Origin of the sequence: Actinoplanes sp. CA-252034 (assembly GCF_050956125.1) — a bacterium.
GTDB lineage: Bacteria > Actinomycetota > Actinomycetes > Mycobacteriales > Micromonosporaceae > Actinoplanes.
Window position 1 is genome coordinate 5,373,600 of record NZ_CP191846.1, and the last position, 24,768, is coordinate 5,398,367.

Consider the following 24,768-nt stretch of genomic DNA (forward strand, 5'->3'; position numbering starts at 1 on the left):
CTCCTTCTACAGGTAGTCGCGCTGTCCGCGCTTGCCGTCGAGGTACTGCTCATGGGCGGTCCGGACCGTCTCCAACGAGGACGTCTCGGCGACCGGGACGTCCCACCACGACTCGCTGGACGGCGAATCGACCATCGGATCGGCGTCGACGTGCACGACCGTGACGCCGTCGGTCTCGCGGGCCTTGGCCAGCGCCTGCCGCAGCTCGTCGACGGTGGAGGCCCGGAAGACGGTCGCGCCGAGGCTGGCGGCGTTGGTGGCCAGATCGACCGGGAGCACCGTGCCGCCGAGGCGTCCGTCCCGGTCGCGGTAGCGGTAGGCGGTGCCGAACCGCTGCGCGCCGACCGACGCCGACAGCCGCCCGATCGAGGCATAGCCGTGGTTCTGCACCAAAACCACGATCAATTTCACTCGCTCCTGTACGGCGGTGACGAGCTCCTGGGCCATCATGAGGTAGGAGCCGTCGCCGACCATCACGAAGACCTCACGGTCCGGGGCGGCCAGTCGCACGCCCAGCCCACCGGCGATCTCGTAGCCCATGCAGGAGAACCCGTACTCGACGTGGTAGCCCTTCGGGTCTCGGGTGCGCCACAGTTTGTGCAGGTCACCGGGCATCGAACCGGCCGCGCAGACGACCACGTCCCGGGGGCCGGCGGCCTCGTTGACGGCGCCGATCACCTCCGTCTGTGCCGGGAGCGGCTGGTTGCCGAGGTGATAGGCGCGTTCCACGGTCGCGTCCCAGGCCTGTGACCTCTCGCGGGCCCGGTCCTGGTAGGCCGCTTCGGTCCGGTAACCGGCCAGCGCCTCCAGCAGGGCCTCCAGGGCGGCCCGGGCGTCGGCGACCACGGCCTCGCCGGAGTGCTTGGCGGCATCGAACGACGCGATGTTTACGTTAACGAAACGGACCGTGGGGTCCGCGAACGCGCTGCGTGACGCCGTGGTGAAGTCGCTCCAGCGGGTGCCGACGCCGATCACCACGTCGGCGTCGCGGGCGAACTCGTTGGCCGCCACGGTTCCGGTCGCGCCGACCGCACCGAGAGCGAGCGGGTGGTCGTACCGCATCGAGCCCTTGCCCGCCTGCGTCTCGGCCACCGGGATGCCGGCCGCCTCGGCGAGGGACCGCAGCGCCCCGGTCGCCTCCGAGTAGATCACTCCCCCGCCCGCGATGATCAACGGGCGCCGGGCGCTCCTGATGATCGCGACAGCGCGGGCCAGGGCGCCGGGCTCCGGCAGTGTCCGCGGGACGTGCCAGAGCCTCCTACGGAACATCCGGTCCGGGAAGTCGTACGCCTCCGCCTGCACGTCCTGCGGCAACGCCAGGGTGACCGCGCCCGTCTCGGCCGGGTCGGTGAGGACACGCATCGCGCCGAGCAGCGCCGAAGGCAGCTGCTGGGCCCGCCAGATCCGGTCGTAGAAGCGCGACACCGGCCGCAGCGTGTCGTTGACGCTGATGTCGAAGCCGCGCGGGTCCTCCAGCTCCTGCAGCACCGGGTTGGCGACCCGGGTGGCGAACACGTCGCCCGGCAGCAGCAGCACCGGCAGCCGGTTGACGGTGGCCAGGGCGGCGCCGGTGACCATGTTGGTGGCGCCCGGCCCGATCGAGGTGGTGCAGGCCAGCGTCGACATCCGGTTGCGCATCCGGGCGAACCCGGCCGCCGCGTGCACCATGCCCTGCTCGTTGCGGGCCTGCCGGTAGGGGACGGCGTCCGGGTCGGTCAGCTCGGCCTCCAGCAGCGCCTGGCCGAGGCCGGCGACGTTGCCGTGGCCGAAGATGCCGAACCAGCCCTCGATCAGCCGGTGCTCGACCCCGTCACGCTCGGTGAACTGGGCGGCCAGGAACCGCACGACGGCCTGGCCCACGGTGAGTCTCATCGGTCCTCCTCGCCTTCGCTGCCGGACGTTCCGAAGGGCAGCCGTTCGTCGATCGCCTGGCCGGTCCACGTGTCGCGGATCCAGGCGTGCTCCGGCTCGTCCTCGATCACCCAGGCCCGCTCCCCCGGCCCGGCCATCACGTTCAGGTAGTAGAGGTCGTAGCCGGGCGTGGCCATCGACGGCCCGTGCCAGCCGTTCGGGATCAACACCACCTCGCCGGTACGGACCTCCCGCACCCCGTCGGCACGCTGGTAGGCGGGACCGCCCCCGGCCACCTCGAAGTAGTAGATCTCCTCCAGGTCGTCGTGCCGGTGCGGCGGGTACGACGACCAGTTGCCGCCCGGGGTGAGCACCTCGCAGGCGATGATCCGGTCGGCGTCGAGCACGTCGGTGGTGGCGAAGTTGTTGACCTGCCGGGAGCAGACACCCGCCCCGCGCAGCTCGATGCGCTGCTGCGCGACCGGGATGTGCCGGAACGGCAGCCGCTTCACGGCCCGTGCCGTGGCCAGCGCGAATCGGCCGCCCGCCTCGCTGCGCAGCGTCAGCGTCGACTCGATCGGCACGTAGACCACATCGGTCGGCCCGTCGAAGACGCTGGCCCGCCCGGTGAGCTCGGCCCTGTCACTGTCGGTGGTCACCGTCGCCGCCCCGCTCAACGGGACCACGACCACCTCGTCGCCTCCGGTGGCCTGCTGATACTCGTCGCCGGCGGCCAGCACCACGACACGCAGGCCGCTGTAGCCCCAGCCCGCCGACTCCGGGGTCACGTCCAGACGGATCATGCGGCCACCCCCGACCGGACCAGCCGCACCGCGGAGTCGACGGCGGCGGCCACGTCACCGTCCGGCGGATACAGCAGGGCCCGGCCCACCATCAGACCGCGCACACCGGGTACGGCCAGAGCCCGCCCCCACGACGCGTACGTCTCGTCCGGACTGCCCGACGGGTCACCGCCGAGCAGCAGCGCCGGCATCGTCGTCGCCGCCATCACCGCCTCCATGTCGTCCACGACCGGCAGTTTCAGCCACGTGTAGGCGCTGGTCCCGCCCAGTCCCGCGGCGATCGCCACCGACCGGGCCACCGCCGCCGTGCTCAGATCGTTGACCACCGAGCCGCTGCTGCCCCGCTTGGACAGGAACGGCTCCACCATCGCCAGCAGCCCGTGCGCGGCCAGCTCGTCGACCGCCCGGGCGCTCGCCTCCAGGGTGCGCACGCTGGCCGGGTCCTCCGGGTCGATCCGGACCAGCATCTTGCCGCCGTCGAACCGCATCCGGGCCACGGCCGCCGCGTCGTAGCCGGTGAACCGGTCGTCCAGCTCGAACACCGCGCCCTGCAGACCACCCCGGTTCATCGACCCGATCGCGATCTTGCCGTCCAGCTCGCCGAGCAGCAGCAGGTCCTCCAGGACGTCGGCGGTGCCGAGCACCCCGTCCACGCCCGGGCGGCGCAACGCCGTCCGCAGCCGGCGCAGCAGCTCGTAGCGGTCGGCCATCGCGCCGCCGTCACCCCGCACACCCAGCGCCCCGCGGGCCGGGTGGTCGGCGGCGACCAGCATCAACCGGTCACCGGCGTCGGCGAGCAGCGGCCGGCGCACCCGGCGGGCCGCGGCCTCGGCGATCGCCTCCGGGCGGGTGGCGCGCAGGCCGCGCAGCTCGGCGAAGTCGTCGCTGCTCCAGGGCCCTTCCGGGCGGGCGCCACACTGCTCCGCGACATCGTCGTCATACACGTCCGGCCTCCAGGACCTTCTCCACCTCGGCCGTGGTCGGCATCGCGGTGGAGCATTCGAGGCGGCTCGCGACGATGGCGCCGGCCGCGTTGGCGAAAGCGATGGTCCGGTCCAGCGGCCAGCCGTGGAGCAGGCCGTGGCAGAGCGCGCCACCGAACCCGTCCCCGGCGCCCAGGCCGTTGACCACGTCGACTTCCGTGGGCGGTTTCGTCACGCTCTCCTTCGAGGTCTTGGCGAGCACCCCGGCCGGCCCCATCTTCACCACGGCCAGCGACACGCCGGCGGCGAGAAGAGCGTCGGCGGCGGCGTCCGGATCGGACTCGCCGACCGCGATCTCGCACTCGGTCAGGTTGCCGACCGCCACGCTGACGTGCGGCAGAGCTTCCCGGACGGCGGCCGTGGCCTCGGCCGGGGAGTCCCAGAACATCGGCCGGTAGTCGAGGTCCAGGACGGTCAGCGGACGGCGTCCACGGGCCCGCCACGCGGCATGGTGGGCGCTGTTGCTCGGGTTCTGGGACAGGCCGGTGACCGTGGCCCAGAAGATGCCGGCGTCCCTGATCGCGTCCAGGTCCAGCTCGTCCGGCTCGATCATCAGGTCCGGGGCGGTCGGCTGGCGGTAGAAGTAGAGCGGGAAGTCGTCCGGCGGGAAGATCTCGCAGAACGTCACCGGGGTGGGCAGGCCCTCGACGGCGGACACGAACCGGTCGTCGACGCCCAGCTCACCGAGCGCGCGGTGGACGTAACGGCCGAACGGGTCCGCGCCGACCCGGGTGATCACCGCGGTGCGGCGCCCGTGCCGGGCGGCGGCGACCGCCACGTTGGTCGCGCTGCCACCGAGGAACTTGCCGAACGAGGTCACGTCCTCCAGGCCCACTCCGGTCTGCAGAGGATAGATGTCGACACCGACACGTCCCATGGCGATGACCTCGAAGTCCTGCATCACACCTCCGATTACGGCAAGATGTCGCGAACGTTTCCGCCGCACGTGTCAGCAGCCTCTGCCGCCGTGTTGATCACGTCAATAGTTTGTATTGACATTCTTCTGAACGCACTGACAAACTTCCGCGATTGTCACCGTTGAGGGGGTGCCACCGATGCCCATGCCGCCTCTCGAGATCGACCGCACCAGCCCCGTACCCATCTACTTCCAGCTCGGCCGACGCCTCGAGGAGGCGATCGACCGGGGCGAGCTGGTGCCCGGCGAGCGCCTGCCCACCGAGATCGAACTGGCCGAGGCGCTCGACATCTCCCGGCCCACCATCCGGCGGGCCATCGAGGAGCTCGTCAGCAAAGGGCTGCTCACCCGCAAACGGGGCGTCGGCACCCGGGTCACCGACGTGCAGGTCCGCCGTCGCGTCGCGCTCACCAGCCTCTTCGACGACCTCGCCGCCGCCGGACGGCAGCCACAGACCCGGGTGCTGCGCTTCGACCGCGACTGCGTCGACCGGCACGCCGCCCGGATGCTGGGGCTGCCCGCCACCGAGAGGCTGGTGCACTGCGAGCGCTTGCGGCTGGCCGACGGGGTGCCGCTGGCGCTCCTGCGCAACTGGCTGCCGCCGCGGTTCGCGGACCTGACGGTCGAGGCCCTGGGATCGCGCAGCCTCTACCGGATGATGGCCGAGTGGAACGGGCGGCCGGCCGTCGCCAAGCAGCGGATCACCGCCAAGGCGGCGACGCCGGCGCAGGCCCGGTTGCTCGACATCGGGCAGCACACGCCGCTGATCAGCATGCAGCGCACGTCGTTCGACAGCACCGGAGCCACCGTCGAGTACTCCGACAACCTCTACCGGGCCGACCACTACGCCATCGAAGTCACCGTCTTCAACCGCTGACCCGCGGCCCTCCCCCGTCACCGGCGAGCGTTTCAGGCGACCGCTTTCGCACATTATTCAACACCGGTTGACGGCGAGTCGTCCCGGTTGACAGGGTGCCTGGAAGTTGCGAGTGTGCGTCCGTTGTGTTTCGTGTTTGAAACTGTTCCTTTCCGGGGGCACTCCATGTCATTGAAAGCTCGCGCTCTGCTGGGCACCCTACTCTTGACTCTTGTATCTGTGAACGTTCCCACATCGGCGGTCGCGGGGCCGAGGCCGACGACCTGCGCGACCACCGGGTCGGTCGACTTCGGCGTCGATCTGGCCGGGGGCGGCTGGAAGCTCACCACCGGCGACGACCCCGCCTGGTCGGATCCGTCCTTCGCGGACACCGCCTGGCGGGACTGGACCGTCCCGGACAACTGGGGCGACCACAGCGACCTCAGCTCGTACGACGGCTTCGCCTGGTACCGCAAGACGTTCACGCTGCCCGCGCGGCCGGACGGGGTCACCGACGCGGCCGTCGTCGCGGCGCTCGGCAAGATCGACGACGCGGATCAGGCGTTCCTCAACGGGCAGGAGATCGGGCGGACCGGGGGCTTCCCGCCCACCTTCGACTCCACGTGGGAGGTGCCGCGCGAATACTACCCGGCGGACGGCCTGCTGCGATGGGGCGCCACCAACGTCCTCGCCGTGCGGGTCTACGACGGGACCGGGGGCGGCGGCTTCTACCAGGGACCGGTCGGGCTCTACTCGAAGGCCCGCCTCCGCGCGCTCGCGGGCGACACCGGGACGGCTGCCACCCGTACCCAATTGGCCCATGTCTGCGCCGTGCTGGACCGGCAGCATCGCGCCGTCGCCTCCGGGGACGTCCGCGGCTATGCCGCGACGCTGGCCGACGGGTTCTTCCATCAGGGCGACACCGCCGCCCGCCGGATCGCCGGCCTGCGGGAGATGCTCGAGGCCGGCCGGGTCACCCTGACCGATTCTCAGGCCGAGGTGTACGTGGACGCCCGCGGCCGCCTCGTCGTCGACACCATCCGCACCTGGACCGGGCTGCCGCCGACGCGCGAACTGCTCCACATCGACCCGCGGCGACCGGTCGAGCTGGGCGACCGGTCCCGCTTCTTCCGGGACGACTACGCGTCCGCCGCGATGGGACGCCGGGCGCAGTTCAACGTGTACCTGCCGAAGGACTACACCCGCACGAGCAGGCGCTTCCCGGTGGTCTACATGCTGAACGGCTTCAACGGCAGCAACATCGAGTGGGAGGCGCGGGACATCGACACCGTCCTCGACAGGCTCGGCGTCGAGGCGATCGTGGTGTTCCCGGACGGCGGAAGCGGGTGGTATGTGGACACGTCCGCCGGAAAGTACCGGACGATGATCGTGGACGAGATCGTGCCGCTGGTCGACCGGGCCTACCGGACCGTCGCCGACCGTGACCACCGCGGGATCAGCGGTGTGTCGATGGGCGGGCAGGGCGCGTTCACGCTCGGGCTGACCAATCCGGCCGTGTTCAGCTCGATCGCCAGCCACATGGGCGCCCTGAGCCTGCCGCCCCTGGTCGGCACGCCCGCCGAACAGGCCGCCAACGCCGGACTGCGGCCGCTGACGCTGGTGGCCGGGATGTCGGCGGCAGACCTGAGCCGGCACCGGTTCTACTTCGACGGCGGTGACTCCGACGAGTACCAGTTCGGGGTGGCGGCACAGCAGATGAGCACGGCGCTGGCGGCCAAGGGGGTAAGGCACGACTACCAGCTGGGCGCGGGGCGGCACGACGACGCGTACTGGATGCCGAAGCTGGACCGGTCCTTCGCGCTGCACGCCGAGCAGTTCGCCGCCCACCCGGTGAGATAGCACCGTCGATGATGTGAGCGGCGACACATCCCTGGCCGAAATGAGGATTCCTCGCATCTCTGCGTCGAAGCAGAATGCGGCATGGACTCGGCATTGACGGCCATCGGGCTGCCCATCGCTCTCGGCATCATCATGCTCGGCCTCGGCCTGGGCCTCACCACCGCCGACTTCCGGCGCGTCGTGCAGTTCCCGAGACCGGCGCTGATCGCACTCGCCTGCCAGGCGCTGCTGCTACCGGCGCTCTGCTTCGGCCTGGTCGTCGTGATGGACCTGAAACCCGAGCTCGCCGTCGGGATGATGCTGCTCGCAGCGTCACCCGGCGGCACCACGGCCAATCTGTACAGCCACCTCTTCGGCGGGCACGTGGCGCTCAACGTCACCCTGACCGCGGTCAACTCGGTCCTCGCCGTGGTCACCCTGCCGGTGATCGTGAACCTGTCGGCCGCCCGCTTCCTCCCCGACGGGGCCTCGATCGGGCTGCAGTTCGACAAGGTGCTGCAGGTCTTCGCGATCGTGCTGATCCCGGTCGCGATCGGCATGGCGGTACGGGTGCTCCGCGAAGGGCTCGCCGACCGTCTCGCCCGGCCCGTCAAGATCCTGTCGGTGATCGTGCTGGTCGCGGTGATCGCCGGGACGCTTCTCAAGGAACGCGACAACATCCTCGACTACCTCGCCGCCGTCGGCGTCGCGGTCCTGGTCTTCAACGTGGTCAGCCTCGCCGTCGGGTACGGCGCACCCCGCCTCGCCGGGGTGGGCAGACGCGAGTCGATCGCCGCCGGCATGGAGATCGGCATCCACAACAGCACCCTGGCGATCACCGTGGCGGTCAGCCCCGCCCTGTTGAACAGCACCGAGATGGCGATCCCGGCCGCCGTCTACGGCATCGTCATGTTCTTCACGGCCGCCGCCTTCGGCTATCTCGTCACCCGCCGGCGGTCCGCCGCACCCAGTGACGCCGTCACCTGAGCTCGTCCCTGTGCTCACTGCCAGAGCGCGCAACCCGAATCGGGCGCGGCGACGAGATGGAGCGCCGCCGACGTCTTCGGGGCGTAGGTTGGCGACCGTGTTCGACGATCTCTGGTGGATCGGCGGGTCGCCGTGTTCGGGCAAGAGCACGGTAGCCGCCCGGATCGCCGCGGACCGGGGTGTGCCGGTGTACTCCTGCGACGACGCCTTCGACCGGCACGCGGACGGCGGCCCCGCGCTGCGCAAGGTCACCTCGATGAGCGTCGGCGACCGGCTGGCCCAGCCCGTCGAGGTGCAGGTCGACGATGTGTTCCGGCTGTACCGGGAGGAGTTCCCGCTGATCCTGGACGATCTGCGGGACACCGGGGACGGCACGATCGCCGAGGGTGCGGCGCTGCTGCCGGAGCTGCTCGCCGGGATCGGTGTCCCTCGCGAGCGGGCGGTGTGGATCGTGCCGACGGAGGACTTCCAGATCCGCCACTACCGGCAGCGGCCCTGGGCGTACGAGCTGCTCGCCGGCCTGGACGAGCCGCAGGTGGCCTTCGACCGGTGGATGCGCCGGGACGCCCTCTTCGCGGAGAGGGTCGCGGCCCAGGCCCGGGAACTGGGCTACCGGGTGATCGTGGCGGACGGTGGCCCGATCAGCCTCGGTCCACGCTGGGAGTCATGAGCCCGGCAAGCGGGCTGGTGGGCAGGGCGATCCATCCCTCGGTGCGGGCCGCGGCGAGCTGGTCCGGCGCCGGCTCGGTGGCCCGGCCGCAGGCGGCGGCCCGCGCGCTGAGGGCGGCGATGACGGCGTCCAGGGCGTGGTCGGTGCGTGCACAGCGATCGGCGTGGGCGCCGAGGTCCAGCCAGGGTGCTTCGGCACGCAGGCCGTCGACGATCGCGGCACGGACGGCGGCCTGGTCGGGGCGTTTGTAGCCGCGCCACGGCAGTCCCCAGATCTTCAGCGAGGCCGCCGGATAGACCTCCACCAGCGGCCCGGCCCCGCTGCGGTCGACCACACCGAGCCGCGCCTGCAGGAACGCGCAGCGCAGGGCGGTGTGGGCGATCCGGTCGGCGGCGACGCTCAGCGGCACGACCCCGACGGCGGCCCGGACCACCTCGTCGGTGTGCCGCCAGGCCAGGCTCCGGCGCCACGCCCGGTCACCGGTGGCGCTGCCGGGCGGGACGGCGCTCCGCTGGTGGGCGCCGACGAACGACACGAACGCCTCCGGCCAGCCCAGCGGGCAGTCGACGCCCACCTTGTCGGCCGAACGGATCGCGGCGAGGACCGCGTCGTCGGCGGCGGGCAGCACGACGTCCTCCAACCGTGCGCCCGCCGCGGACCAGCGCACGACGGCGACGGCGGTACCGGCCGGGTCCGCGGCGAGATCGACACCTACAGTCAGCACACGACACGATAGCCATCGGATCGGAGCATGCCGTGACACGAGCCGCTGTGGTGATCGCCGGGATGGGGCCGGTGGGCGCGCTGCTGGCGGCGCTGCTCGGTGAGCGCGGCGTGCCGACGGTGGTGGTCGAGCCGCAGGAGCGGCCGTATCCTAAGCCGCGGGCGGCGGTGCTCGACACCGAGGCGCTGCGAGGGCTGGGGCTGGTGGCGGGGCTGGCGCCGTTCGAGGACTGGGCGACGCCGGTGGCCCGTAACGGGGTGGTCGGGGCCGACGGGCGGCCGCTGTTCATGACCGAGCAGAGCGGCCGGGCGTACGGCTACCCCGCGCTGGCCCGGCTCGACCAGCCGCGGCTGGAGGCCGGGCTCTGGGCGGCCGCCGCCGCGACGGGCAGTGTGCGGGTCCTGACCGGGCGACGGGTCACCGGTGTGGAGCAGCACGATGCCGAGGTGACCGCGGTCCTCGACGACGGGCAGCGGGTCACCGAGCGGTGGCTGGTCGGCTGTGACGGCATCGGCAGTGCGGTCCGGGAGGTTGCCGGGATCGGCTTCTCCGGTACGACGTACCCCCAGCCGTGGTTGGTGGTCGACGCCGTGGGCGGCGATGTGGACGGTGGGCCGAGTGTCGCCTTCGTGACCGACGCGGCGCGCCCGGCGGTGGTCATGTCGCAGTCCGGCCGCTGGCGGTGGGAGTGGATGCTGCTGCCGGGCGAGGATCCGCGGGCGATGGCCGCCGACGAGCCGGTGCGGCGGCTGATCGGGGCGTGGACGGACCCGGCCGGCCTGGAGATCGAGCGGGCCGCCGTGTTCACCTTCCACGCGCGGATCGCCGACCGGTGGCGGGCCGGGCGGGTCCTGCTGGCCGGGGATGCCGCGCACGCCATGCCGCCGTTCGCGGGCGCCGGGCTCGGGATGGGGATCCGTGACGCGGTCACCCTGGCGTGGCGGCTGGCCGAGGCGGTCGCCGGGGACGACGGGCCGCTGGACGCCTACGAGGGTGACCGCCGCCCCGACGTGGAGAGGACCACGGCGCTGTCGCTGCGCATCGGGCGGATCGTGCAGAGCCGCAACCGTACGGTGATGAGCCTGATCCGCGGTGTGCTGCGGACGGTCGCCGCCCTGCCCGGGGTGGGACGGCTCGGGAGCCGGCCGCCGATGGTCCGCCGCGCGCTGCCGAACCCGGCGGTCCGGGTCGCCGGTGGGCCGCCGACACCGTTGGACCAGGTCATCGGCTACCGGTGGGCCTACCTCGGGCACGGTTGTGATCCCCGTGACGTGGTCACCGCCATCCCGGACGGCGCGGTGCTGCTGGCGCTGGACCATCCCGATCCCGCGCCGGGCTGCCTGCCTCTCACGGATCCGGACGGTCCGCTGCCCGGCCGCGCGGGGACCGTCACGGTGGTCCGCCCGGACCGTTTCGTGCACGCGACGATCCGGCAGAATCGCTGAGGATCGATTCGCGGGGGAACGTGTGAACGACATCGGAATGCCGGTGCCCGGCCGGGTGGAGCGGTGGCTGCGGTCGTTGCCGGCGCTCGCCGTGGACGGCGCGCTGGCCCTGCTCGCGCTCGCCGCGCAGCTGGCGCCGTTCTTCCCGGGCGGCCGCACGTGGCCGCTGTCGGGCTATCTGGTCGCGGCCGGGGTGTCGCTGCCGGTGCTGTTCGCGCGGCGGGCGCCCTTCGCGGCGCTGATGGTGAGCGAGGCGGCTGCCGCGGCCTACACGTTCGTTCCCGACGGGCCGAGACAACCGCTGTGGTACGGCGCACTGATCGCCATGTTCACCACGGCCGCCCTGGCCCCGCGCTGGCAGCGGCGCAGCGCGATCGTGATCATCGGGTGGGGCGCGTTCGTCCTGACCGGCTCGGTGGAGACGGCGGTGCGGGGCGCGCTGCTGTGGACGGCGGCGTACGCGATGGGCCGCGCGTGGGCGTCCCGGCAGGAGCACGTGCGGCTGCTGCGGGAGCGGGCGCTGCACCTGGAGCGGGAGCGTGAGCTGGAGGCGGAGCGGGAGCGGTCACGGATCGCCCGGGACATGCACGACGTCCTGGCGCACGCGGTGGCCGTGACGGTCGCGCAGGCGGAGGCGGGGCCGATCGCGATGCGCCACGGTCCGGCCCGTACCGAGGAGGCCTTCGACGCCATCGCCGACGCCGGCCGGGACGCGATGGCCCAGGTGCGCCGCATCCTCGGTGTCCTCAACGGCGGTGCGGCGCCGACGCTCGCCGGGATCCGCTCCCTGGTGGACGGCGTCTCCCGGGCCGGGACGACCGAGGTGACACTGACCGTGACCGGGCGGCCCGGCAGGCTGAGCCCGGACGCCGAGACGGCGGCGTACCGGATCGTGCAGGAGGCGCTGACCAACATGACCAGGCACGCGCGGGCGACGACCGCGTCGGTGACCCTCGACTGGACCGCCGGCCGGCTCACGGTCACGGTCCTCGACGACGGTATCGGCGCCACGGAGGGTGAGGGGTACGGATTGAGCGGCATGCGACAGCGGGCGGCCGGCTGCGGCGGCGAGGCGTCGGCCGGCCCGGTGCCGGGCGGCGGGTTCCGGGTGCGGGCGTGGCTGCCCGTGGGAGACAGGCGATGACCATCAGAGTCGTGGTCGCGGACGATCAGGAGCTGGTGCGCGGCGCGTTCGCGATGATCCTGGACACCGAACCGGACATGGAGGTGGTGGCCGAGGCGGCCGACGGCGCGGAGGCGGTCGCCGCGGTCGAGCGGCACTCCCCGGACGTGCTGGTCCTCGACATCCGGATGCCGCTGATGGACGGCATCGAGGCCACCCGCCGGCTCGCGGGCCACCCGGTGCGGGTGCTGATGCTGACCACCTTCGGTCAGGACGAGTACATCGTCGACGCGTTGCGAGCGGGTGCCAGCGGGTTCCTGCTCAAGGATGTGCGCCGGGCCGAGCTGGTGCAGGCGGTCCGGGTGGTGGCGGCCGGCGAGTCGCTGCTGGCGCCGTCGGTCACCACCCGGCTGATCGAGACGGCGGTGCGCCGGCAGGGCCCGCCGGCCGGCTCGTGGGCCGGGACGGACCGGCTGACCCCGCGCGAGCGGGAGACGTTGCAGCTGCTCGGGCGTGGCCTGACGAACACCGAGATCGCGGCGGCCATGGTGGTCACCGAGCACACGGTGAAGACGCACGTCAGTGGCGTGCTGTCCAAGCTGGGGCTGCGCGACCGGGCGCAGGCCGTGGTGGCCGCTTACGAGTCGGGTCTGGTGGTGGCCGGGCAGCCGTCTCCCTCTGGCGAGTGAGTTCAGGACCGCTCGCCGGGCCGATGTCCGCCCGGAGGAGTCCGGACAGGATCGACGCATGTTCAGAAACGGCCTGCGTGCCCTGGTCCTGCTGACGTTGCTCACCCTCGGGCTCCTGGTCCGCGGCGGCCCAACCGCCGCGAGCCCGGACGACCTCTCACGAACCGAGGTGAGCATTCCGGTCTCCGGAGGAAAGACCCTCAGCGGTACGGTCCACGCGCCCCGCAACGCGCAAGAGGCTCTTCCGGGGCTGGTGCTGGTGCACGGCTCCGGCAACGGCACCCGGGCGGGCGTCGCCGCCGAGGCGACGGCGTTCGCCGAGCGGGGCATCGCGGTGCTCACCTACGACAAGCGCCCGCTCGGCGATCCCGACTACTCGCTGCTCGCCGACGACGTGGTGGCCGCCGTCGACGTGTTGCGCCGGCAGCCGGGCGTGAACCCGGACGCGGTCGGGGTCTGGGGCATCAGCGAGGGCGGCTGGGTGATGCCGATCGCCGCCGGCCGCTCCCCCGGTATCGCCTTCCTGGTCCTGGCGTCGGCGCCCGCCCAGTCGCCGATCCGGGTGCAGACCTGGAACATGCGCAACAAGCTGGCCGCCGCCGGGGTGTCCGGTGCGCTCGCCGACACCCTGTCCACCCGCCTGTACCGGCTCGCGAACGACGCCGGCATGTTCGCCGAGGCCGATCACGACCCGCTCCCGCCGCTGGCCGCGCTGACCCGGCCGGTGCTGGCCGTCTACGGCGCCGACGACACCCAGGTCCCGGCCGCGGAGAGCGCCGCCGTGGTGCAGCGGACCGTCACCTCGCCTCTGACCGTGCGGTTCCTGCCGGGCGCGGGCCACACGCTGCGGGTGCTCGACGAGGACGGCATGTACACCGGCGAGCTGGTTCCCGGTTACGCCGACACGGTCGGTGACTGGGTGTCGGCGGTCGCCGCCGGTGAGCCGCTGCCGCCGTCGGGCGGGGCCGCACCGGTCCAGCGGGAGCAGAGCGCGCCACTGGCCCGCTCGGCGTGGTGGGAGTCGTGGCCGGTGCAGCTGACGGTGCTCGCGCTGATGGTGATCGGCTTCCTGTCGTACCCCCTGATGGGTCTGGTCCGTCGTGGGCGCGTCCCCACGCGTAGCGCCCGTGTCCTCGCCACCACCGGGCCTCTCGCGGTCCTGGGTTTCGTCGCCTATTTCGTGACCGTGGTCGACAGCGCGAACTGGCGGGGCATCTCTCCCGGTCCGATGGCCGCCGGGCGGCCGGTGCTGTGGCTCGGTCTGCAGGCGCTGGCGCTGACGACGGTGATCGCGACGGTGATCACGGCCGCGGCCTGGCGCACCGACCGGATCCGGCTCGGGCTGCTGTCGGCCGCCGGGATGCTGTTCGTCCCGTGGGCCCTCTACTGGGGACTCCTCCTGCCCTAGAACGTCTTTACGTAATTACGATATGGTGTACGGGTGAGCGACACCGACCGTCTCGCCGCGCTCGAACGACGCGTGGCCGAGCTGGAGCAGAGACTCGACAGCCGGCCGGGCGACGACCGGCCGGCCCGGACCCCGGACGCGGAGCTGTTCTGGGCGCTCGAGGGGCTCCTCGCCCGGGTCGACGACCCGGGTGCCGTCCTGCTCACCGGGCACGTGACCCTGCCCGACGGCCGCAGGGCCCGGTGGCAGGAGGGCGTCGGCACCGAGGAGCTGCTCGACAGCGACTGGACACAGCACGTGGCGGCGCTGGCCGCCCTGGCCCATCCGGCCCGGATCCGGATCCTGCAGCGGATCCTGCACGGCGCCGGCACCGCCGCCGACCTGGTGCAGATCGACGGCATGGGCACCAGCGGCCAGGTCTATCACCACCTGCGGCAGCTCGTGGCCGCCGGCTGGCTGCACACGGCCGGCGGCGGGCGCTACGAGGTGCCGGTCGCCCGCATCGTCCCCCTGCTCGCCCTCCTGTTGGGAACCCGCCGATGAAACGCGCCATCGCCCGCCATCAGACCCTGTGGGCCCGGTTGTTCGTCCTCAGCGTCATCGCCACCCTCCTCCTGCCGGCCGTCCCGTGGTGGCTCGACCTGCCGGTCAAGGCGCTGCTGGTGACGCTCGCCCTCACGCGGGCGCCGCGATCGGCCAGGGCGCCGGTCGAGTCGGCACCTCCGGTGCGGGGCCGGTGGGTGGCGATCAACAGTCCCGGCACCGGCACCCCCAGCCACGGCGTCCGGGCGTACGGGCAGACCTACGCCGTCGACCTGCTCCAGCCGTCTCCCGACGCGCCCGCGACGATCGGCTGGTCCCTGCGCACCCGGGCGCCCGAGTCGTTCCCGTGCTTCGGCGCCCCGGTGCTGGCGATGGCGCCGGGCACGGTGGTGGCGGTCGTCGACCGGCGGCGTGACCACCGCAGCCGGGACACCTGGCCGACGCTGGCCTGGATGATGACGGTGGAGGCGCTGGGCCGCGAGTTCGGCGGCGTCTCCTGGATCCTCGGCAACCACGTGATCGTCGCGCACGGCGACGGGACCTTCGCGGCGTACGCCCACCTGCGCCGGGCCTCGGTGAAGGTCCGCCCGGGTGACGTGGTCACCGCAGGCCGGCAACTGGCCGACGTGGGCAACAGTGGCAACACGTCCGAACCGCACCTGCACGTTCAATTGATGGACGACCCGCGCCCGACGGCCGCCGCCGGTGTCCCGATGCACTGGACCGGCCTGACGTGCGAGCAGGAGAAGGATCCGCGCTGGTCCACCGGCGACCCGAAGCCGACAGCCGTGCCCGGCTTCCCGCAGAACGGCCAGCTCTTCGAGGCCGGCGTGCGGTAGGGCCCTATCCTGCCGGGCATGGCATCTTATGATCCCGCTGCTTCGTATGATCCCAAAGCGGGTCTTCGCCGGTATCTCGACGCGGCACGGCGGGCACTGGTGTGGAAGCTGGACGGCCTCTCCGAGTACGACGTGCGCCGCCCCCTGACCAGCACCGGCACCAACCTGCTGGGCCTGGTCAAGCATGCGGCGGGCGTGGAGAGCGGCTACTTCGGCGTGACGTTCGGCCGCCCGTTCCCCGAGGCGCTGCCCTGGTGGAACAGTGACGACGCCGAACCGAACGCCGACATGTGGGCGACCGCCGACGAGTCCCGCGAAGAGATCATCGCCCTCTACCGCCGGGTGTGGGCGCACGCCGACGCCACCATCGAGGCCCTGGATCTGGAGACGACCGGCCGTGTCCCGTGGTGGCCGGACGACGTGGACGGTCACTCCCTGCACCAGGTCCTGATCCACGTGATCGCCGAGACCGACCGGCACGCCGGCCATGCCGACATCGTCCGCGAGCTGATCGACGGCGCGGCCGGCACCTACGACGGCAACAGCGGGCTGCCGGACGGCGACGCCGCCTGGTGGGCCGCGCACCGTAAACGTCTCCAGGAGACCGCGGAGAGCTTCCGCTGAGCCACGCCGGGGCTATCCGGCCGCCTGGGGCCGCGGCTATCCGGCCGCCTGGACGTGGGCGACGAAGTCGCGGACCCGGCGCACGTCCGCGACGTCCCACAGCACCGGGGTGTCGGACGGCTCGGCGGACCAGGGCCGAAAGCCGTTGCGCCGGCCGCCGTTGAAGACGTCGCCGACGGTCGGGAACCCGCCGAACGCGAGGTTGCCGGATCCGTCCTGCTGCTCGTCGATCACCGGCGGCGGCAGCGCTTTGAGGTACGCCGTGGTCAGCCGCCTGCCGGTCAGCCCGCCGCGGACCACGACGCGCCGGTCGGTGATCGTGTAGGTGGTGTGCGGGGCGGCGAGAGCCCGCACCACGAACCGGCCGGCGAGCAGGTAGAAGGCCATGACCACGAAGAGGACGCCGAAGACGGAGAACAGTCGCGCGCCCTCGCTCAGCACACCGATCACCCAGAAGATCGCGAACGCGGCGAAGACCGTGCTGAACGGCACGAGCGCGGCATCGGTCGCCCGGAACAGGCGGCGCCGGACCGGGGCGCCCTCCCAGAGGATCCGCTCACCGGGCAGAAGGTAGGACTCCACGACTGCATGATGGCCGCCGTCCGCCACCCGCGCGACCCCGCTGTCCGATCAGGACGCCGGAACCGTCCGGACACCGGTCACGGGACGCTGGTTTAGCGGTCCACACTGTGGGGGTACTGCGTCGCCGCTCTCGACCCCCATTGCTAGGAGCGGACATGTCCATTCAGGGACTCTTCTATATCATCGCCGTCATTCTGCTGGTCGTGGCGGCGCTGCCGATCAACACCGGGCGGATCAGTCTGGGACTGCTGGCGGCGGCGTTCGCTCTGCTCGGTTACTCCTGGGACACCATCACCGGCACGGTGGCCTGACCCCGCGTCAGTGGGCCAGGACGCACAGCTCGTTGCCCTCCGGGTCGGTCAGAACCGCCCACGCGACGTCGCCCTGGCCCACGTCGGCCGGGGCGGCGCCCAGGGCGAGCAGGCGGGCCACCTCGGCCCGCTGACCCTCGGCCGGGTCCGGCAGCAGGTCCAGATGCAGACGGTTCCACCAGCTCCTCGCCCCGTGGTGACGCAGGAGCTCCAGCCAGGGGCCGGTGCCCTCCGGGGACCGCAGCCGCGCGAAGCCGGCGGCCGACTCGTGGACCGGCCAGCCCAGGGCCCCGCCCCAGAACCGGGCCATGGCCGGCGGGTCGGCGCAGTCGACGACGACCGCCGCGACCGGCCCGGTGTCCCGGTAGGTCTCGCGCGGCTCCAGCACGCAGAACACGTTGCCCTCCGGGTCGGCCAGAACCGTCCACGGGACGTCGCCCTGACCGATGTCGGCGGGTGTCGCGCCGAGGTCACACAACCGTGCGACGAGCTCGACCCGGTGGTCCGCCGAGCCGGTGGCCAGGTCCAGATGCAGGCGGCCCCGGACCGCCCCGGGGTCCGGCACGGCGATCAGATCGAGACACAACGCGCCCGGATCGGGCCAGGTGAACCCGGCCGGGCCGACGGCGGTGGCGCCGGGCCGCTCGCTGACGACGGTCCAGTCGAGTGCCCGCGCCCAGAACCGGCCGAGCGCCGCCGGGTCCCGCGCCTTGCCGTTGACCATCGCGAGCCGCAGCGCCATGCCGCCGATCATAGGCCGCCCCGTGTACGCCGTTCGTGAGCATGTCCGGCAGTCGGCCCCGGTGGCCGCGTTCAGGTGTGATGATCGGCGACGATGACAGTGACCCTGGCTCACCTGCCGGCCCCGTCACGGGCCGTGGTGCTGGCCTGCGGCGGTTTCCTCGATCAGTGGGCGGCTCTGGGCACCCCGCTGTCGGTACGGGCGCTGCGGGCCGCCGGAGCCGGTGGCGGCCACCTGCGCGACTGGCTGGCCGAAGCGGTCGCCGTCCCGGCCGGCCCGGGGAAGCTGACGGTGACGGCCCGGACCCGGCCGGGCGCGTACGAGCCGGGCGACACCGTCGCCGCGATCGACGTGGACCTGGATCTACCCTGGCCGGCGGTGTCGTCCGGGCCGGGGCCGGTGGTGCTCGGCGACCTGCCGCTGGATCCGTGCGGGATGGTCATCGGCGACGCCGCGGCGCTCGACTCGTGGGTGGGCTTCCTGCCGGCGGCGCGCAGTGTCGACGGGTTGGCCGACCTGCGGCTCGACGGCCGGGGCGAGGAGGAGGCCCGGGCCCGCTACAGCGCGCAGCCGCTGCCGGTGGCCCGTGGACGGCTCCTGCACGGCTGGCTGGACCTGCCGGTCGCGGTGGCGTACGAGCGGGCCGCGGAGATCAACGAGTGGGCGGTCGGCCGCGGGCACTCCGCCCACCTCGCGTTCGTGGACCCGCACAGCCACCATCATCTCGGCGTACGGGCGGGCCGCCGGGACCCGTACGGGGCCGGTGTGATCGAGGTGGCCGGAAGCGCGGTCGTCTGTGTCGGCTGGCCGCCGGGCGAGGTTCGGCGTTTCGCTGCGGGCCGTGCGTTCGGGCAGGTGTTCCCGGTGACGCTCGAGGACGTCGAGGGCCGGGCCGCGTTGCGGTGGTCGGTTCCACCGGCCGCGGGCTCTATCGTGTGATCCCGTGAGCAGGGTGACGGTGGTGGGCGCCGGGGTCGTCGGGCTGAGCGTGGCGCATGAGCTGGCCCGGGCCGGGCACCGGGTGAGCGTGGTGGCGGACCGGGCGGCGGCGGACAGCGTCTCCGGGGTGGCGGCGGCGATCTGGTTCCCGCACGATGTGGACCATTCGGTGACGGTGCTGGAGTCCGCGGCGGTCACCTACCGGCGCCTGGCGGAGCTCGCCGAGGACCCGCGGACCGGGGTGAGCCTGCGCGGCGGGACGGTGCTGTCGCGGCGCCCCGGGCCGGACACGTCCTGGACACGGGCGGTGCCGCACACCGAGCCGGCCCGGCCGGACGGGCTGCCGGAGGGTGCGTCCGGGATCCGGTGCACGGTGCCGCTGGTGGAGACGGGCGCCTACCTGGCGTGGCTGCGTGAGACGGTGACCGGTCTGGGCGTACGATTCCGCGCCGCGGAGGTCACGTCGATAGCCGAGTTGTCGCGCCAGGACGACGCGGAGGCTCTGGTGGTGGCGGCGGGGCTGCGGTCGGCGGCGCTGCTCGGCGACGACGACGTCAGCTTCCCGATCCGGGGCCAGGTGGTGCGGCTGGCCAATCCGGGGCTGACCGACTGGATCACCGACGACGACAACCCGGGCGGGCTGACCTATGTGGTGCCGCGCCGCCACGACGTGGTCTGCGGCGGGACCGGGAACGTCGGCTCCTGGGACGAGCGGGTCGACCCGGAGGTGGAGGCGGCCATCCTGGAGCGGGTCACCGCGCTGGTGCCCGCGCTGGCCGGGCAGCCGGTGCTGTCGCGGGCGGCCGGCTTGCGGCCGGGCCGGGCGGGGGTCCGGGTGGAGCCGGTCGCCGGCCACGACCGCCCGGTGTTCGCCTGCTACGGCCACGGCGGAGCCGGTTTCACGCTGTCCTGGGGCGACGCGGCCCGGGTCGCCGCGATGCTGGGCCCGGCCGGATCGTGATCCGGGCGGTCCTGTTCGACGTCGGCGGGACGATTCTCGACGCGATCGGGCGAGTCCGCCCGGCTGGATGGACTGGCTCGGCGTTCCCCCGGCACACGTTCTCCGCGGTGTTCGGTGCGGTGATCGCGCGGTCAGGATATCCGGAGGTGTTCCGGATCGGCGCATTGACCGAATTACCGGCCCGGTAGCCACTTACAACGCTCTGACCTGCCGAAACAATACACAGATAGCAATCTGGCGGTTCGTGGCAAGAAACTGAGAGACCTCTCTCTTCGATGCCCGTTCCGGGTGTCGCGGGCTCTACGTTGGCCGCCATGGAGAACGGGGAAGCCACCGACGGGCACGCCATCGCCGAGGAGCAACGATTCCTCGATGCCGCCCGGGAGCTGCGCGACCGGCTGGCCGTGCGGCTGGGCGACGAGATCGAGGCCGCCGACGACGACGGGCTGGGGGCGGCACGGCGGCGGATGCTGCGGCAGCGGGCCGAGGAGCTGCGACGGGCCGGGGACGGCCTGGTGTTCGGGCGGCTCGACGCGGTCGACGGGACGGTTCGGCACATCGGGCGGGTCGGGCTGCGCGACGACGCGGACGGCGAGCCACTGCTGATCGACTGGCGGGCCCCGGCGGCCCGGCCGTTCTACACGGCCACCGCCGTCGAACCTCAGGGACAGGCACGGCGCCGGCACGTCCGTACCGCCGAAGGGGTCGTCATCGGGGTCGACGACGAACCGCTGGACGGATCCGTGGAGTCCGAGCTCGTCGGGGAGGGCGCCCTGCTGGCGGCGCTCGGGCAGCGGCGGACCGGGCGGATGTCGGCGGCGGTCGCGACGCTGCAGCGCGAGCAGGACGAGATCGTGCGGGCCGAGGCGTCCGGGCCGCTGTTCGTGCAGGGTGGACCGGGCACCGGCAAGACCGTGGTGGCGCTGCACCGGGTGGCGTTCCTGCTGTTCACCCATCAGCGGATGGCGGAGCGGGCGGTGCTGGTGGTGGGGCCGTCGACGCGGTTCCTGGACTACATCGGGCAGGTGCTGCCGGCCCTCGGGGAGACCGCGGTCGTGTCGGCGACGTGCGACACCCTGCTGCCGGGCATCGTGGTGCGGCGGGCGGAGAGCCGCCGGGTCGCCGAGATCAAGGGCCGGGCGCTGTGGCAGCCGGTCCTGGATCGGTATGTGGCGTCGCTGCACCCGCGGGCCCGGGAGCTGAAGCTGCGGTGGGCCGGTGACTTCCACCCGGTCGGCGTGGATCCGGCGCCGGGCCTGCCGTACCACCGGGCCCGCGCGGCCGTCGCCGAACAGGTCCACCAGCGCCTGGCCGAGGCCGTCGCCGAGCAGCGCGAGACGACGTTGCGGCAGATGGAGGAGGGGTACGAGGACATCCTGTCCCGTCTAGGCCGTGTCTTCAAAGGATCATGACCATGGATGATGTACGGCGTGATCCGCCGCTATGAGCTGACCGACGCCGAGTGGGAATCGCTGTCACCACACCTGCCATCGGTGATCACCGGCGGCCGTCCGCGCGAGGACGACCGCCGGGTACTCAACGGCATCGTGTGGAAGATCCGCTCCGGCGCACCCTGGCGCGACGTGCCCGCCCGATACGGCTCCTGGAAATCGATCTACACCCGTTTCCGCAGGTGGGCGTTGAACGGCACGCTCGCCAAGATGCTCGCCGCCGCCCAGGCCGCAGCGGACGCGAACGCCGACATCGACTGGCTGGTCTCGGTCGACTCCACCATCGTGCGCGCCCATCAGCACGCGGCGGGCGCAAAAAGGGGCAGCCGGAAACGGGCAAACCGGATCACGCCCTCGGACGATCCCGTGGCGGGCTGACCACCAAGATCCACCTGGCGTGCGACGGCGCCGGCCGGGTCCTGGCCTTCGTGCTCTCCGGCGGCAACGTCAACGACTGCACCCGCTTCGAGCAGGTCATGAACGCCATCCGCGTCGACCGGATCGGGCCGGGCAGGCCACGCACACGCCCCGATCACGTCATCGCCGACAAGGGTTACAGCAGCCGCGCGATCCGCCGCTACCTGCGCCGCCGCGGCATCGCTCACACCATCCCGGAACGCTCGGACCAGCAGAAACACCGCCGCAACCGCGGGCCTCGCGGCGGCCGCCCACCGACCTTCAACAAGCTGATCTACCGGCACCGCAACGTCGTGGAACGTTGCTTCAACAGGCTCAAGCAATGCCGATCGGTGGCCACCCGCTATGACAAGACCAGCACCTCTTTCCAGGCCACCGTCACCATCGCCGCACTGCTGCAGTGGCTATGACCCTTTGGCGACACGGCCTAGGCCCGAGCGCCGCCGACCCGGCCGTCACCGGCAGCGACGTCGACGGGCTGCTCTCCGAGGAGGAGATCGAGGAGCTGCGGGAGCAGATCGCCGGCGACGGGACGATCGCCCGGTTCCTGGAGTCGTGGTGGCCCACCCGCGATCCGGAGACGGTGCTGCGGGAGCTGCTGACCGATCGCGAGCGGCTGGCCCGGTTCGCCCCGGAGCTGACGCCCGGCGAGATCGGCGCGGTGGCCGCCGAGCCGGACGGGTGGGCGCCGAGCGACATCCCGCTGCTCGACGCGGTGGCCGAGCTGCTCGGCGAGACCGGGACACCGGCGCCGCAGGCGGAGTTCACCGCCGACCGGGCCCGACGGACCCGTGACTGGGTGTACGGGCACGTCGTCGTCGACGAGGCGCAGGAGCTGTCCGAGATGCAGTGGCGGATGGTGCTGCGGCGCTGCCCGAGCCGGTCGATCACCGCGGTCGGCGACATCGATCAGGCCGAGGCCCCGCACCGGCACACGAGCTGGGCCCAGGCGGTCGGCGCGGTCCTCGGCGACCGGTGGACCGCGGCCCGGCTGAGCGTCTGCTACCGCACACCCCGCGAGGTCATGGGCCTCACCGGGCCGGTGCTGGCGCGGGCGGGCAGCCACAACGAGCCACCGACGGCCGTACGCTCGTCGGGCGCCGAGCCGTGGCGGCTCACCGTCACCGAGGCGGACCTGCTCAGCACCGTCCAGCGGGCCGTCACCGGCCTGGCGCAGCGGTGGACCGTCGGGGTGGTCGCGCCCGCAACCCGGATCGCGGCGCTGCGGACCGTCGTGGGTGACGTGCCGGTGCTGACCGCGACCCAGGCCAAGGGCCTGGAGTGGGACGCGACGCTGGTCGTCGACCCGGACGGGATCGCCGCCGGGCCGCGCGGCTGGAACGGCCTCTACGTGGCGCTGACCCGGTGCACCCAGGAGCTGGGGCAGGTGAGCGTGGCTCGGTAGGACACCGGCGCGGCGGCGCGGGCGGCACGCTGACCGGCCGGAACGCGACCGCAGGCGCGGCCGGCTAAATCGCTGTCCGATTCGGGCATCCGGTGGTAGACATCGCGGGTGTCAACGAACCTGGACTTCTCCGACCTGCTTCGCCTGATCGACGAGCGGTCGACCGCCTTCCGTGCCGCCATCGCGGCCGCACCTCGTCTCGACGTGCCCGTGCCGACCTGCCCGGACTGGACGCTCGCCGACCTGGCGCAGCACCTCGGCGAGGGCCGTCACCGCTGGGCCGCGACCGTGGCGGCCGGCCCCGCCGACGCTCCCCCGGACCGGTCGTTGTGGAATACCTCGGCCGCCCCGCAGGATCGTGCGGAGCTGCTCGACTGGCTGGCCGAGTCGGCGCAGCGGCTGATCGACGCGCTGCGCGAGGCCGGCCCGGACCGTGGCTGCTGGACCTGGTGGGACACCTCCCAGTCGCCGCAGACCAGTGGCGCCGTCGCCCGGCATCAGGTGCAGGAGGTCGCCCTGCACACGTACGACGCCCAGCTCACCGTCGGTGAAGCGGAGCCGCTGCCGGTCGAGGTGGCGCTCGACGGGGTGGACGAGTTCCTGTCCACGTGCGTGGCGACGACCAGTCCGTGGCCGCACGACCCGGCCGTCGTGGAGTACCGCACCATCGAGGGCCAGTCGTGGACTCTTCACCTGTCCGCGGCCGGCGCCCGGGTCGACCGGCTTGCGGCGCCCGCCGACGTCTCGACCGAGAGCACGGCCGGTGAGCTGGTCCTGACGTTCTACGGCCGTAACCCGGTAGAGGCCCTCAAGCTGGACGGCGACCGCCGCATCCTGGACCGGTTGGTGGCCTGGGAGCCGGAGTAGAGATCAGGGCGCCACGGCGGCGGCGCACTGTGGAGTCGCCTGGCGGCCGTGCTGCCCTCAGCAGAAGGGGGTCGCCGGCGAGGACCGCCTCGGGTCAGGGTGGACCGATGGGGATCACCTACGTGCTCATGCACAGTCCGTCGGTCGGGCCGGCCACCTGGGCACCGGTGGCCGCGCGTCTGCCCGGCTCGATCGTGCCGTCGCTGGCGCACGTCGGCGAGGCGGGTCCGCCGTTCTGGCCCGCGGTCGCCGAGGGTGTCGGCGCGGCGATCGGCGGGTTGCCGGCCGACGAGCGGGTGGTGCTGGTGGCGCACAGCAACGCGGGACTGTTCGTCCCTGTAGTGGTGGAGGCGTCACCGCGTACCGTCGAGGCCTGTGTCTTCGTGGACGCCGCGGTCCCGGGCCGCCCGGGCCCGACCGCGGTGGTCTCCCCCGGCGTGCTGGATTCGCTGCGGGCGATGGCCGGCGCTGACGGCCGGTTGCCGCCGTGGACCACCTGGTGGGACGGGTCGGACGTGGCGCCGATGTTCCCGGACGCCGAGACCCGCCGCTCGGTCGAGGCGGAGCAGCCGCGGCTGCCGCTGGCCTACTACGAGCAGCGGGTTCCGGCGCCGCCCGGCTGGGACGATCGCCCCTGCGGGTATGTGCTGTTCGCGGACCCCTACGCGACGATCGCCGCGGAGTGCGGCTGGCCCGTCGAGCATCTGCCGGGCCTGCACCTGCACCAGCTGGTCGCCCCGGATGCGGTGGCGGAGGCGATCCGAAAGTTGTCACATTCGGGTTAGCGGCGGTG

The 24,768-nt window shown here is 72.7% G+C and carries 25 protein-coding genes and 2 pseudogenes; 20 read left to right on the plus strand and 7 right to left on the minus strand.

The genetic code is table 11. The annotated features are described in order from the left end of the window. Positions 1 to 6: 6 nt before the first annotated feature. Genes iolD through iolC form a run of 4 tightly spaced genes read right to left on the minus strand, consistent with a single transcriptional unit; the run spans position 7 to position 4,538 of the window. Positions 7 to 1,872 carry a 3D-(3,5/4)-trihydroxycyclohexane-1,2-dione acylhydrolase (decyclizing) gene (gene iolD, locus ACQPZW_RS24620; RefSeq protein WP_433797312.1) on the minus strand — a complete coding sequence of 622 codons (1,866 nt, stop codon included), beginning with the start codon at positions 1,870 to 1,872 and terminating at the stop codon, positions 7 to 9. Continuing rightward, a complete protein-coding gene (gene iolB, locus ACQPZW_RS24625) occupies positions 1,869 to 2,654 on the minus strand; it encodes a 5-deoxy-glucuronate isomerase (RefSeq protein ID WP_433797313.1) in 786 nt (261 codons plus the stop codon). Before iolB ends, iolD begins: the two co-directional genes overlap by 4 nt. Further along, complete coding sequence (locus tag ACQPZW_RS24630) at positions 2,651 to 3,598, minus strand: Cgl0159 family (beta/alpha)8-fold protein (protein ID WP_433797314.1); 948 nt, start codon at positions 3,596 to 3,598, stop codon at positions 2,651 to 2,653. Before ACQPZW_RS24630 ends, iolB begins: the two co-directional genes overlap by 4 nt. After that, positions 3,591 to 4,538, minus strand: coding sequence for a 5-dehydro-2-deoxygluconokinase (iolC, locus tag ACQPZW_RS24635; protein ID WP_433797315.1), 948 nt, complete (start codon positions 4,536 to 4,538; stop codon positions 3,591 to 3,593). The genes ACQPZW_RS24630 and iolC overlap by 8 nt, the downstream gene beginning before the upstream one ends. 154 nt (positions 4,539 to 4,692) lie before the next feature. Here iolC and ACQPZW_RS24640 point away from each other — a divergent pair, with 154 nt between their 5' ends. The 4 genes from ACQPZW_RS24640 to ACQPZW_RS24655 all read left to right on the plus strand — a co-directional run bounded on the left by ACQPZW_RS24640 (position 4,693) and on the right by ACQPZW_RS24655 (position 8,905). Beyond that, the gene (locus tag ACQPZW_RS24640) at positions 4,693 to 5,430 is read left to right on the plus strand and encodes a GntR family transcriptional regulator (protein WP_433797316.1); all 738 of its coding nucleotides are present in this window, start codon (positions 4,693 to 4,695) and stop codon (positions 5,428 to 5,430) included. A gap of 219 nt (positions 5,431 to 5,649) precedes the next feature. Next, positions 5,650 to 7,269 carry an alpha/beta hydrolase-fold protein gene (locus tag ACQPZW_RS24645; protein WP_433797317.1) on the plus strand — a complete coding sequence of 540 codons (1,620 nt, stop codon included), beginning with the start codon at positions 5,650 to 5,652 and terminating at the stop codon, positions 7,267 to 7,269. A gap of 81 nt (positions 7,270 to 7,350) precedes the next feature. Beyond that, positions 7,351 to 8,235, plus strand: coding sequence for a bile acid:sodium symporter family protein (locus tag ACQPZW_RS24650; protein ID WP_433797318.1), 885 nt, complete (start codon positions 7,351 to 7,353; stop codon positions 8,233 to 8,235). A 97-nt stretch (positions 8,236 to 8,332) separates the two neighbouring features. Beyond that, on the plus strand, positions 8,333 to 8,905 hold the full coding sequence (locus ACQPZW_RS24655) for a hypothetical protein (protein WP_433797319.1): 573 nt from the start codon (positions 8,333 to 8,335) through the stop codon (positions 8,903 to 8,905). Here ACQPZW_RS24655 and ACQPZW_RS24660 read toward each other — a convergent pair. Continuing rightward, a complete protein-coding gene (locus ACQPZW_RS24660) occupies positions 8,877 to 9,629 on the minus strand; it encodes a DUF429 domain-containing protein (protein ID WP_433797320.1) in 753 nt (250 codons plus the stop codon). The genes ACQPZW_RS24655 and ACQPZW_RS24660 overlap by 29 nt on opposite strands. A 62-nt stretch (positions 9,630 to 9,691) precedes the next feature. Here ACQPZW_RS24660 and ACQPZW_RS24665 point away from each other — a divergent pair, with 62 nt between their 5' ends. Genes ACQPZW_RS24665 through ACQPZW_RS24695 form a run of 7 tightly spaced genes read left to right on the plus strand, consistent with a single transcriptional unit; the run spans position 9,692 to position 16,300 of the window. Beyond that, entirely contained in the window at positions 9,692 to 11,074 is a 1,383-nt protein-coding gene (locus ACQPZW_RS24665) for an FAD-dependent monooxygenase (protein WP_433797616.1), read from the plus strand. Positions 11,075 to 11,096: 22 nt separating this feature from the next. Beyond that, on the plus strand, positions 11,097 to 12,218 hold the full coding sequence (locus tag ACQPZW_RS24670) for a sensor histidine kinase (protein WP_433797321.1): 1,122 nt from the start codon (positions 11,097 to 11,099) through the stop codon (positions 12,216 to 12,218). Beyond that, positions 12,215 to 12,886 (plus strand): response regulator, encoded by a 672-nt coding sequence (locus ACQPZW_RS24675; RefSeq protein WP_433797323.1) that lies wholly within the window; start codon positions 12,215 to 12,217, stop codon positions 12,884 to 12,886. Before ACQPZW_RS24670 ends, ACQPZW_RS24675 begins: the two co-directional genes overlap by 4 nt. A gap of 58 nt (positions 12,887 to 12,944) precedes the next feature. Beyond that, positions 12,945 to 14,294: an alpha/beta hydrolase gene (locus ACQPZW_RS24680; protein WP_433797324.1), complete on the plus strand. Its 1,350-nt coding sequence runs from the start codon at positions 12,945 to 12,947 to the stop codon at positions 14,292 to 14,294. A gap of 33 nt (positions 14,295 to 14,327) precedes the next feature. Then, entirely contained in the window at positions 14,328 to 14,837 is a 510-nt protein-coding gene (locus ACQPZW_RS24685) for an ArsR family transcriptional regulator (protein WP_433797325.1), read from the plus strand. Further along, positions 14,834 to 15,676: a murein hydrolase activator EnvC family protein gene (locus ACQPZW_RS24690; RefSeq protein WP_433797326.1), complete on the plus strand. Its 843-nt coding sequence runs from the start codon at positions 14,834 to 14,836 to the stop codon at positions 15,674 to 15,676. The genes ACQPZW_RS24685 and ACQPZW_RS24690 overlap by 4 nt, the downstream gene beginning before the upstream one ends. An 18-nt stretch (positions 15,677 to 15,694) precedes the next feature. Beyond that, positions 15,695 to 16,300 carry a DinB family protein gene (locus tag ACQPZW_RS24695; protein ID WP_433797328.1) on the plus strand — a complete coding sequence of 202 codons (606 nt, stop codon included), beginning with the start codon at positions 15,695 to 15,697 and terminating at the stop codon, positions 16,298 to 16,300. A 36-nt stretch (positions 16,301 to 16,336) separates the two neighbouring features. On the opposite strand, the gene ACQPZW_RS24700 is transcribed toward ACQPZW_RS24695, so the two are convergent. Further along, entirely contained in the window at positions 16,337 to 16,882 is a 546-nt protein-coding gene (locus tag ACQPZW_RS24700; RefSeq protein WP_433797329.1) for a hypothetical protein, read from the minus strand. Between the two features lie 155 nt (positions 16,883 to 17,037). Here ACQPZW_RS24700 and ACQPZW_RS24705 point away from each other — a divergent pair, with 155 nt between their 5' ends. Then, positions 17,038 to 17,193 (plus strand): hypothetical protein, encoded by a 156-nt coding sequence (locus tag ACQPZW_RS24705; protein ID WP_433797330.1) that lies wholly within the window; start codon positions 17,038 to 17,040, stop codon positions 17,191 to 17,193. Positions 17,194 to 17,200: 7 nt separating this feature from the next. On the opposite strand, the gene ACQPZW_RS24710 is transcribed toward ACQPZW_RS24705, so the two are convergent. Beyond that, entirely contained in the window at positions 17,201 to 17,935 is a 735-nt protein-coding gene (locus tag ACQPZW_RS24710) for a VOC family protein (RefSeq protein ID WP_433797331.1), read from the minus strand. Between the two features lie 93 nt (positions 17,936 to 18,028). Here ACQPZW_RS24710 and ACQPZW_RS24715 point away from each other — a divergent pair, with 93 nt between their 5' ends. From ACQPZW_RS24715 to ACQPZW_RS24750, 8 genes and pseudogenes are all read left to right on the plus strand, one after another. Next, the gene (locus tag ACQPZW_RS24715; RefSeq protein ID WP_433797332.1) at positions 18,029 to 18,874 is read left to right on the plus strand and encodes a hypothetical protein; all 846 of its coding nucleotides are present in this window, start codon (positions 18,029 to 18,031) and stop codon (positions 18,872 to 18,874) included. A gap of 4 nt (positions 18,875 to 18,878) precedes the next feature. After that, a complete protein-coding gene (locus tag ACQPZW_RS24720; RefSeq protein ID WP_433797333.1) occupies positions 18,879 to 19,835 on the plus strand; it encodes an FAD-dependent oxidoreductase in 957 nt (318 codons plus the stop codon). Further along, a pseudogene (locus ACQPZW_RS24725) lies at positions 19,832 to 19,993 on the plus strand (haloacid dehalogenase); the annotation flags it as partial. The gene ACQPZW_RS24720 and the pseudogene ACQPZW_RS24725, both read left to right, overlap by 4 nt. 156 nt (positions 19,994 to 20,149) lie before the next feature. After that, positions 20,150 to 21,247 (plus strand): UvrD-helicase domain-containing protein, encoded by a 1,098-nt coding sequence (locus ACQPZW_RS24730; protein ID WP_433797334.1) that lies wholly within the window; start codon positions 20,150 to 20,152, stop codon positions 21,245 to 21,247. Positions 21,248 to 21,256: 9 nt separating this feature from the next. After that, a pseudogene (locus tag ACQPZW_RS24735) lies at positions 21,257 to 22,113 on the plus strand (IS5 family transposase). Then, on the plus strand, positions 22,110 to 23,108 hold the full coding sequence (locus ACQPZW_RS24740; protein WP_433797335.1) for a hypothetical protein: 999 nt from the start codon (positions 22,110 to 22,112) through the stop codon (positions 23,106 to 23,108). The pseudogene ACQPZW_RS24735 and the gene ACQPZW_RS24740 overlap by 4 nt, the downstream one beginning before the upstream one ends. Before the next feature lie 108 nt (positions 23,109 to 23,216). Then, positions 23,217 to 23,975, plus strand: a complete 759-nt coding sequence (locus ACQPZW_RS24745) for a maleylpyruvate isomerase family mycothiol-dependent enzyme (protein WP_433797336.1) — start codon at positions 23,217 to 23,219, stop codon at positions 23,973 to 23,975. Between the two features lie 107 nt (positions 23,976 to 24,082). After that, positions 24,083 to 24,760, plus strand: coding sequence for an alpha/beta hydrolase (locus tag ACQPZW_RS24750; protein WP_433797337.1), 678 nt, complete (start codon positions 24,083 to 24,085; stop codon positions 24,758 to 24,760). Positions 24,761 to 24,768 lie beyond the last annotated feature (8 nt).

Excerpts from the sequence above, each read along its gene's own strand:
- iolD (WP_433797312.1), bottom strand. The coding sequence starts at position 1,872 with ATGAGACTCACCGTGGGCCAGGCCGTCGTGCGGTTCCTGGCCGCCCAG.
- ACQPZW_RS24680 (WP_433797324.1), top strand. The coding sequence starts at position 12,945 with ATGTTCAGAAACGGCCTGCGTGCCCTGGTCCTGCTGACGTTGCTCACC.
- ACQPZW_RS24690 (WP_433797326.1), top strand. The coding sequence starts at position 14,834 with ATGAAACGCGCCATCGCCCGCCATCAGACCCTGTGGGCCCGGTTGTTC.
- ACQPZW_RS24665 (WP_433797616.1), top strand. The coding sequence starts at position 9,692 with ATGGGGCCGGTGGGCGCGCTGCTGGCGGCGCTGCTCGGTGAGCGCGGC.
- ACQPZW_RS24705 (WP_433797330.1), top strand. The coding sequence starts at position 17,038 with ATGTCCATTCAGGGACTCTTCTATATCATCGCCGTCATTCTGCTGGTC.
- ACQPZW_RS24675 (WP_433797323.1), top strand. The coding sequence starts at position 12,215 with ATGACCATCAGAGTCGTGGTCGCGGACGATCAGGAGCTGGTGCGCGGC.
- ACQPZW_RS24640 (WP_433797316.1), top strand. The coding sequence starts at position 4,693 with ATGCCCATGCCGCCTCTCGAGATCGACCGCACCAGCCCCGTACCCATC.
- ACQPZW_RS24710 (WP_433797331.1), bottom strand. The coding sequence starts at position 17,935 with ATGGCGCTGCGGCTCGCGATGGTCAACGGCAAGGCGCGGGACCCGGCG.
- ACQPZW_RS24650 (WP_433797318.1), top strand. The coding sequence starts at position 7,351 with ATGGACTCGGCATTGACGGCCATCGGGCTGCCCATCGCTCTCGGCATC.
- ACQPZW_RS24695 (WP_433797328.1), top strand. The coding sequence starts at position 15,695 with ATGGCATCTTATGATCCCGCTGCTTCGTATGATCCCAAAGCGGGTCTT.
- ACQPZW_RS24740 (WP_433797335.1), top strand. The coding sequence starts at position 22,110 with ATGACCCTTTGGCGACACGGCCTAGGCCCGAGCGCCGCCGACCCGGCC.
- ACQPZW_RS24730 (WP_433797334.1), top strand. The coding sequence starts at position 20,150 with ATGGAGAACGGGGAAGCCACCGACGGGCACGCCATCGCCGAGGAGCAA.
- iolB (WP_433797313.1), bottom strand. The coding sequence starts at position 2,654 with ATGATCCGTCTGGACGTGACCCCGGAGTCGGCGGGCTGGGGCTACAGC.
- iolC (WP_433797315.1), bottom strand. The coding sequence starts at position 4,538 with ATGCAGGACTTCGAGGTCATCGCCATGGGACGTGTCGGTGTCGACATC.
- ACQPZW_RS24750 (WP_433797337.1), top strand. The coding sequence starts at position 24,083 with ATGGGGATCACCTACGTGCTCATGCACAGTCCGTCGGTCGGGCCGGCC.
- ACQPZW_RS24715 (WP_433797332.1), top strand. The coding sequence starts at position 18,029 with ATGACAGTGACCCTGGCTCACCTGCCGGCCCCGTCACGGGCCGTGGTG.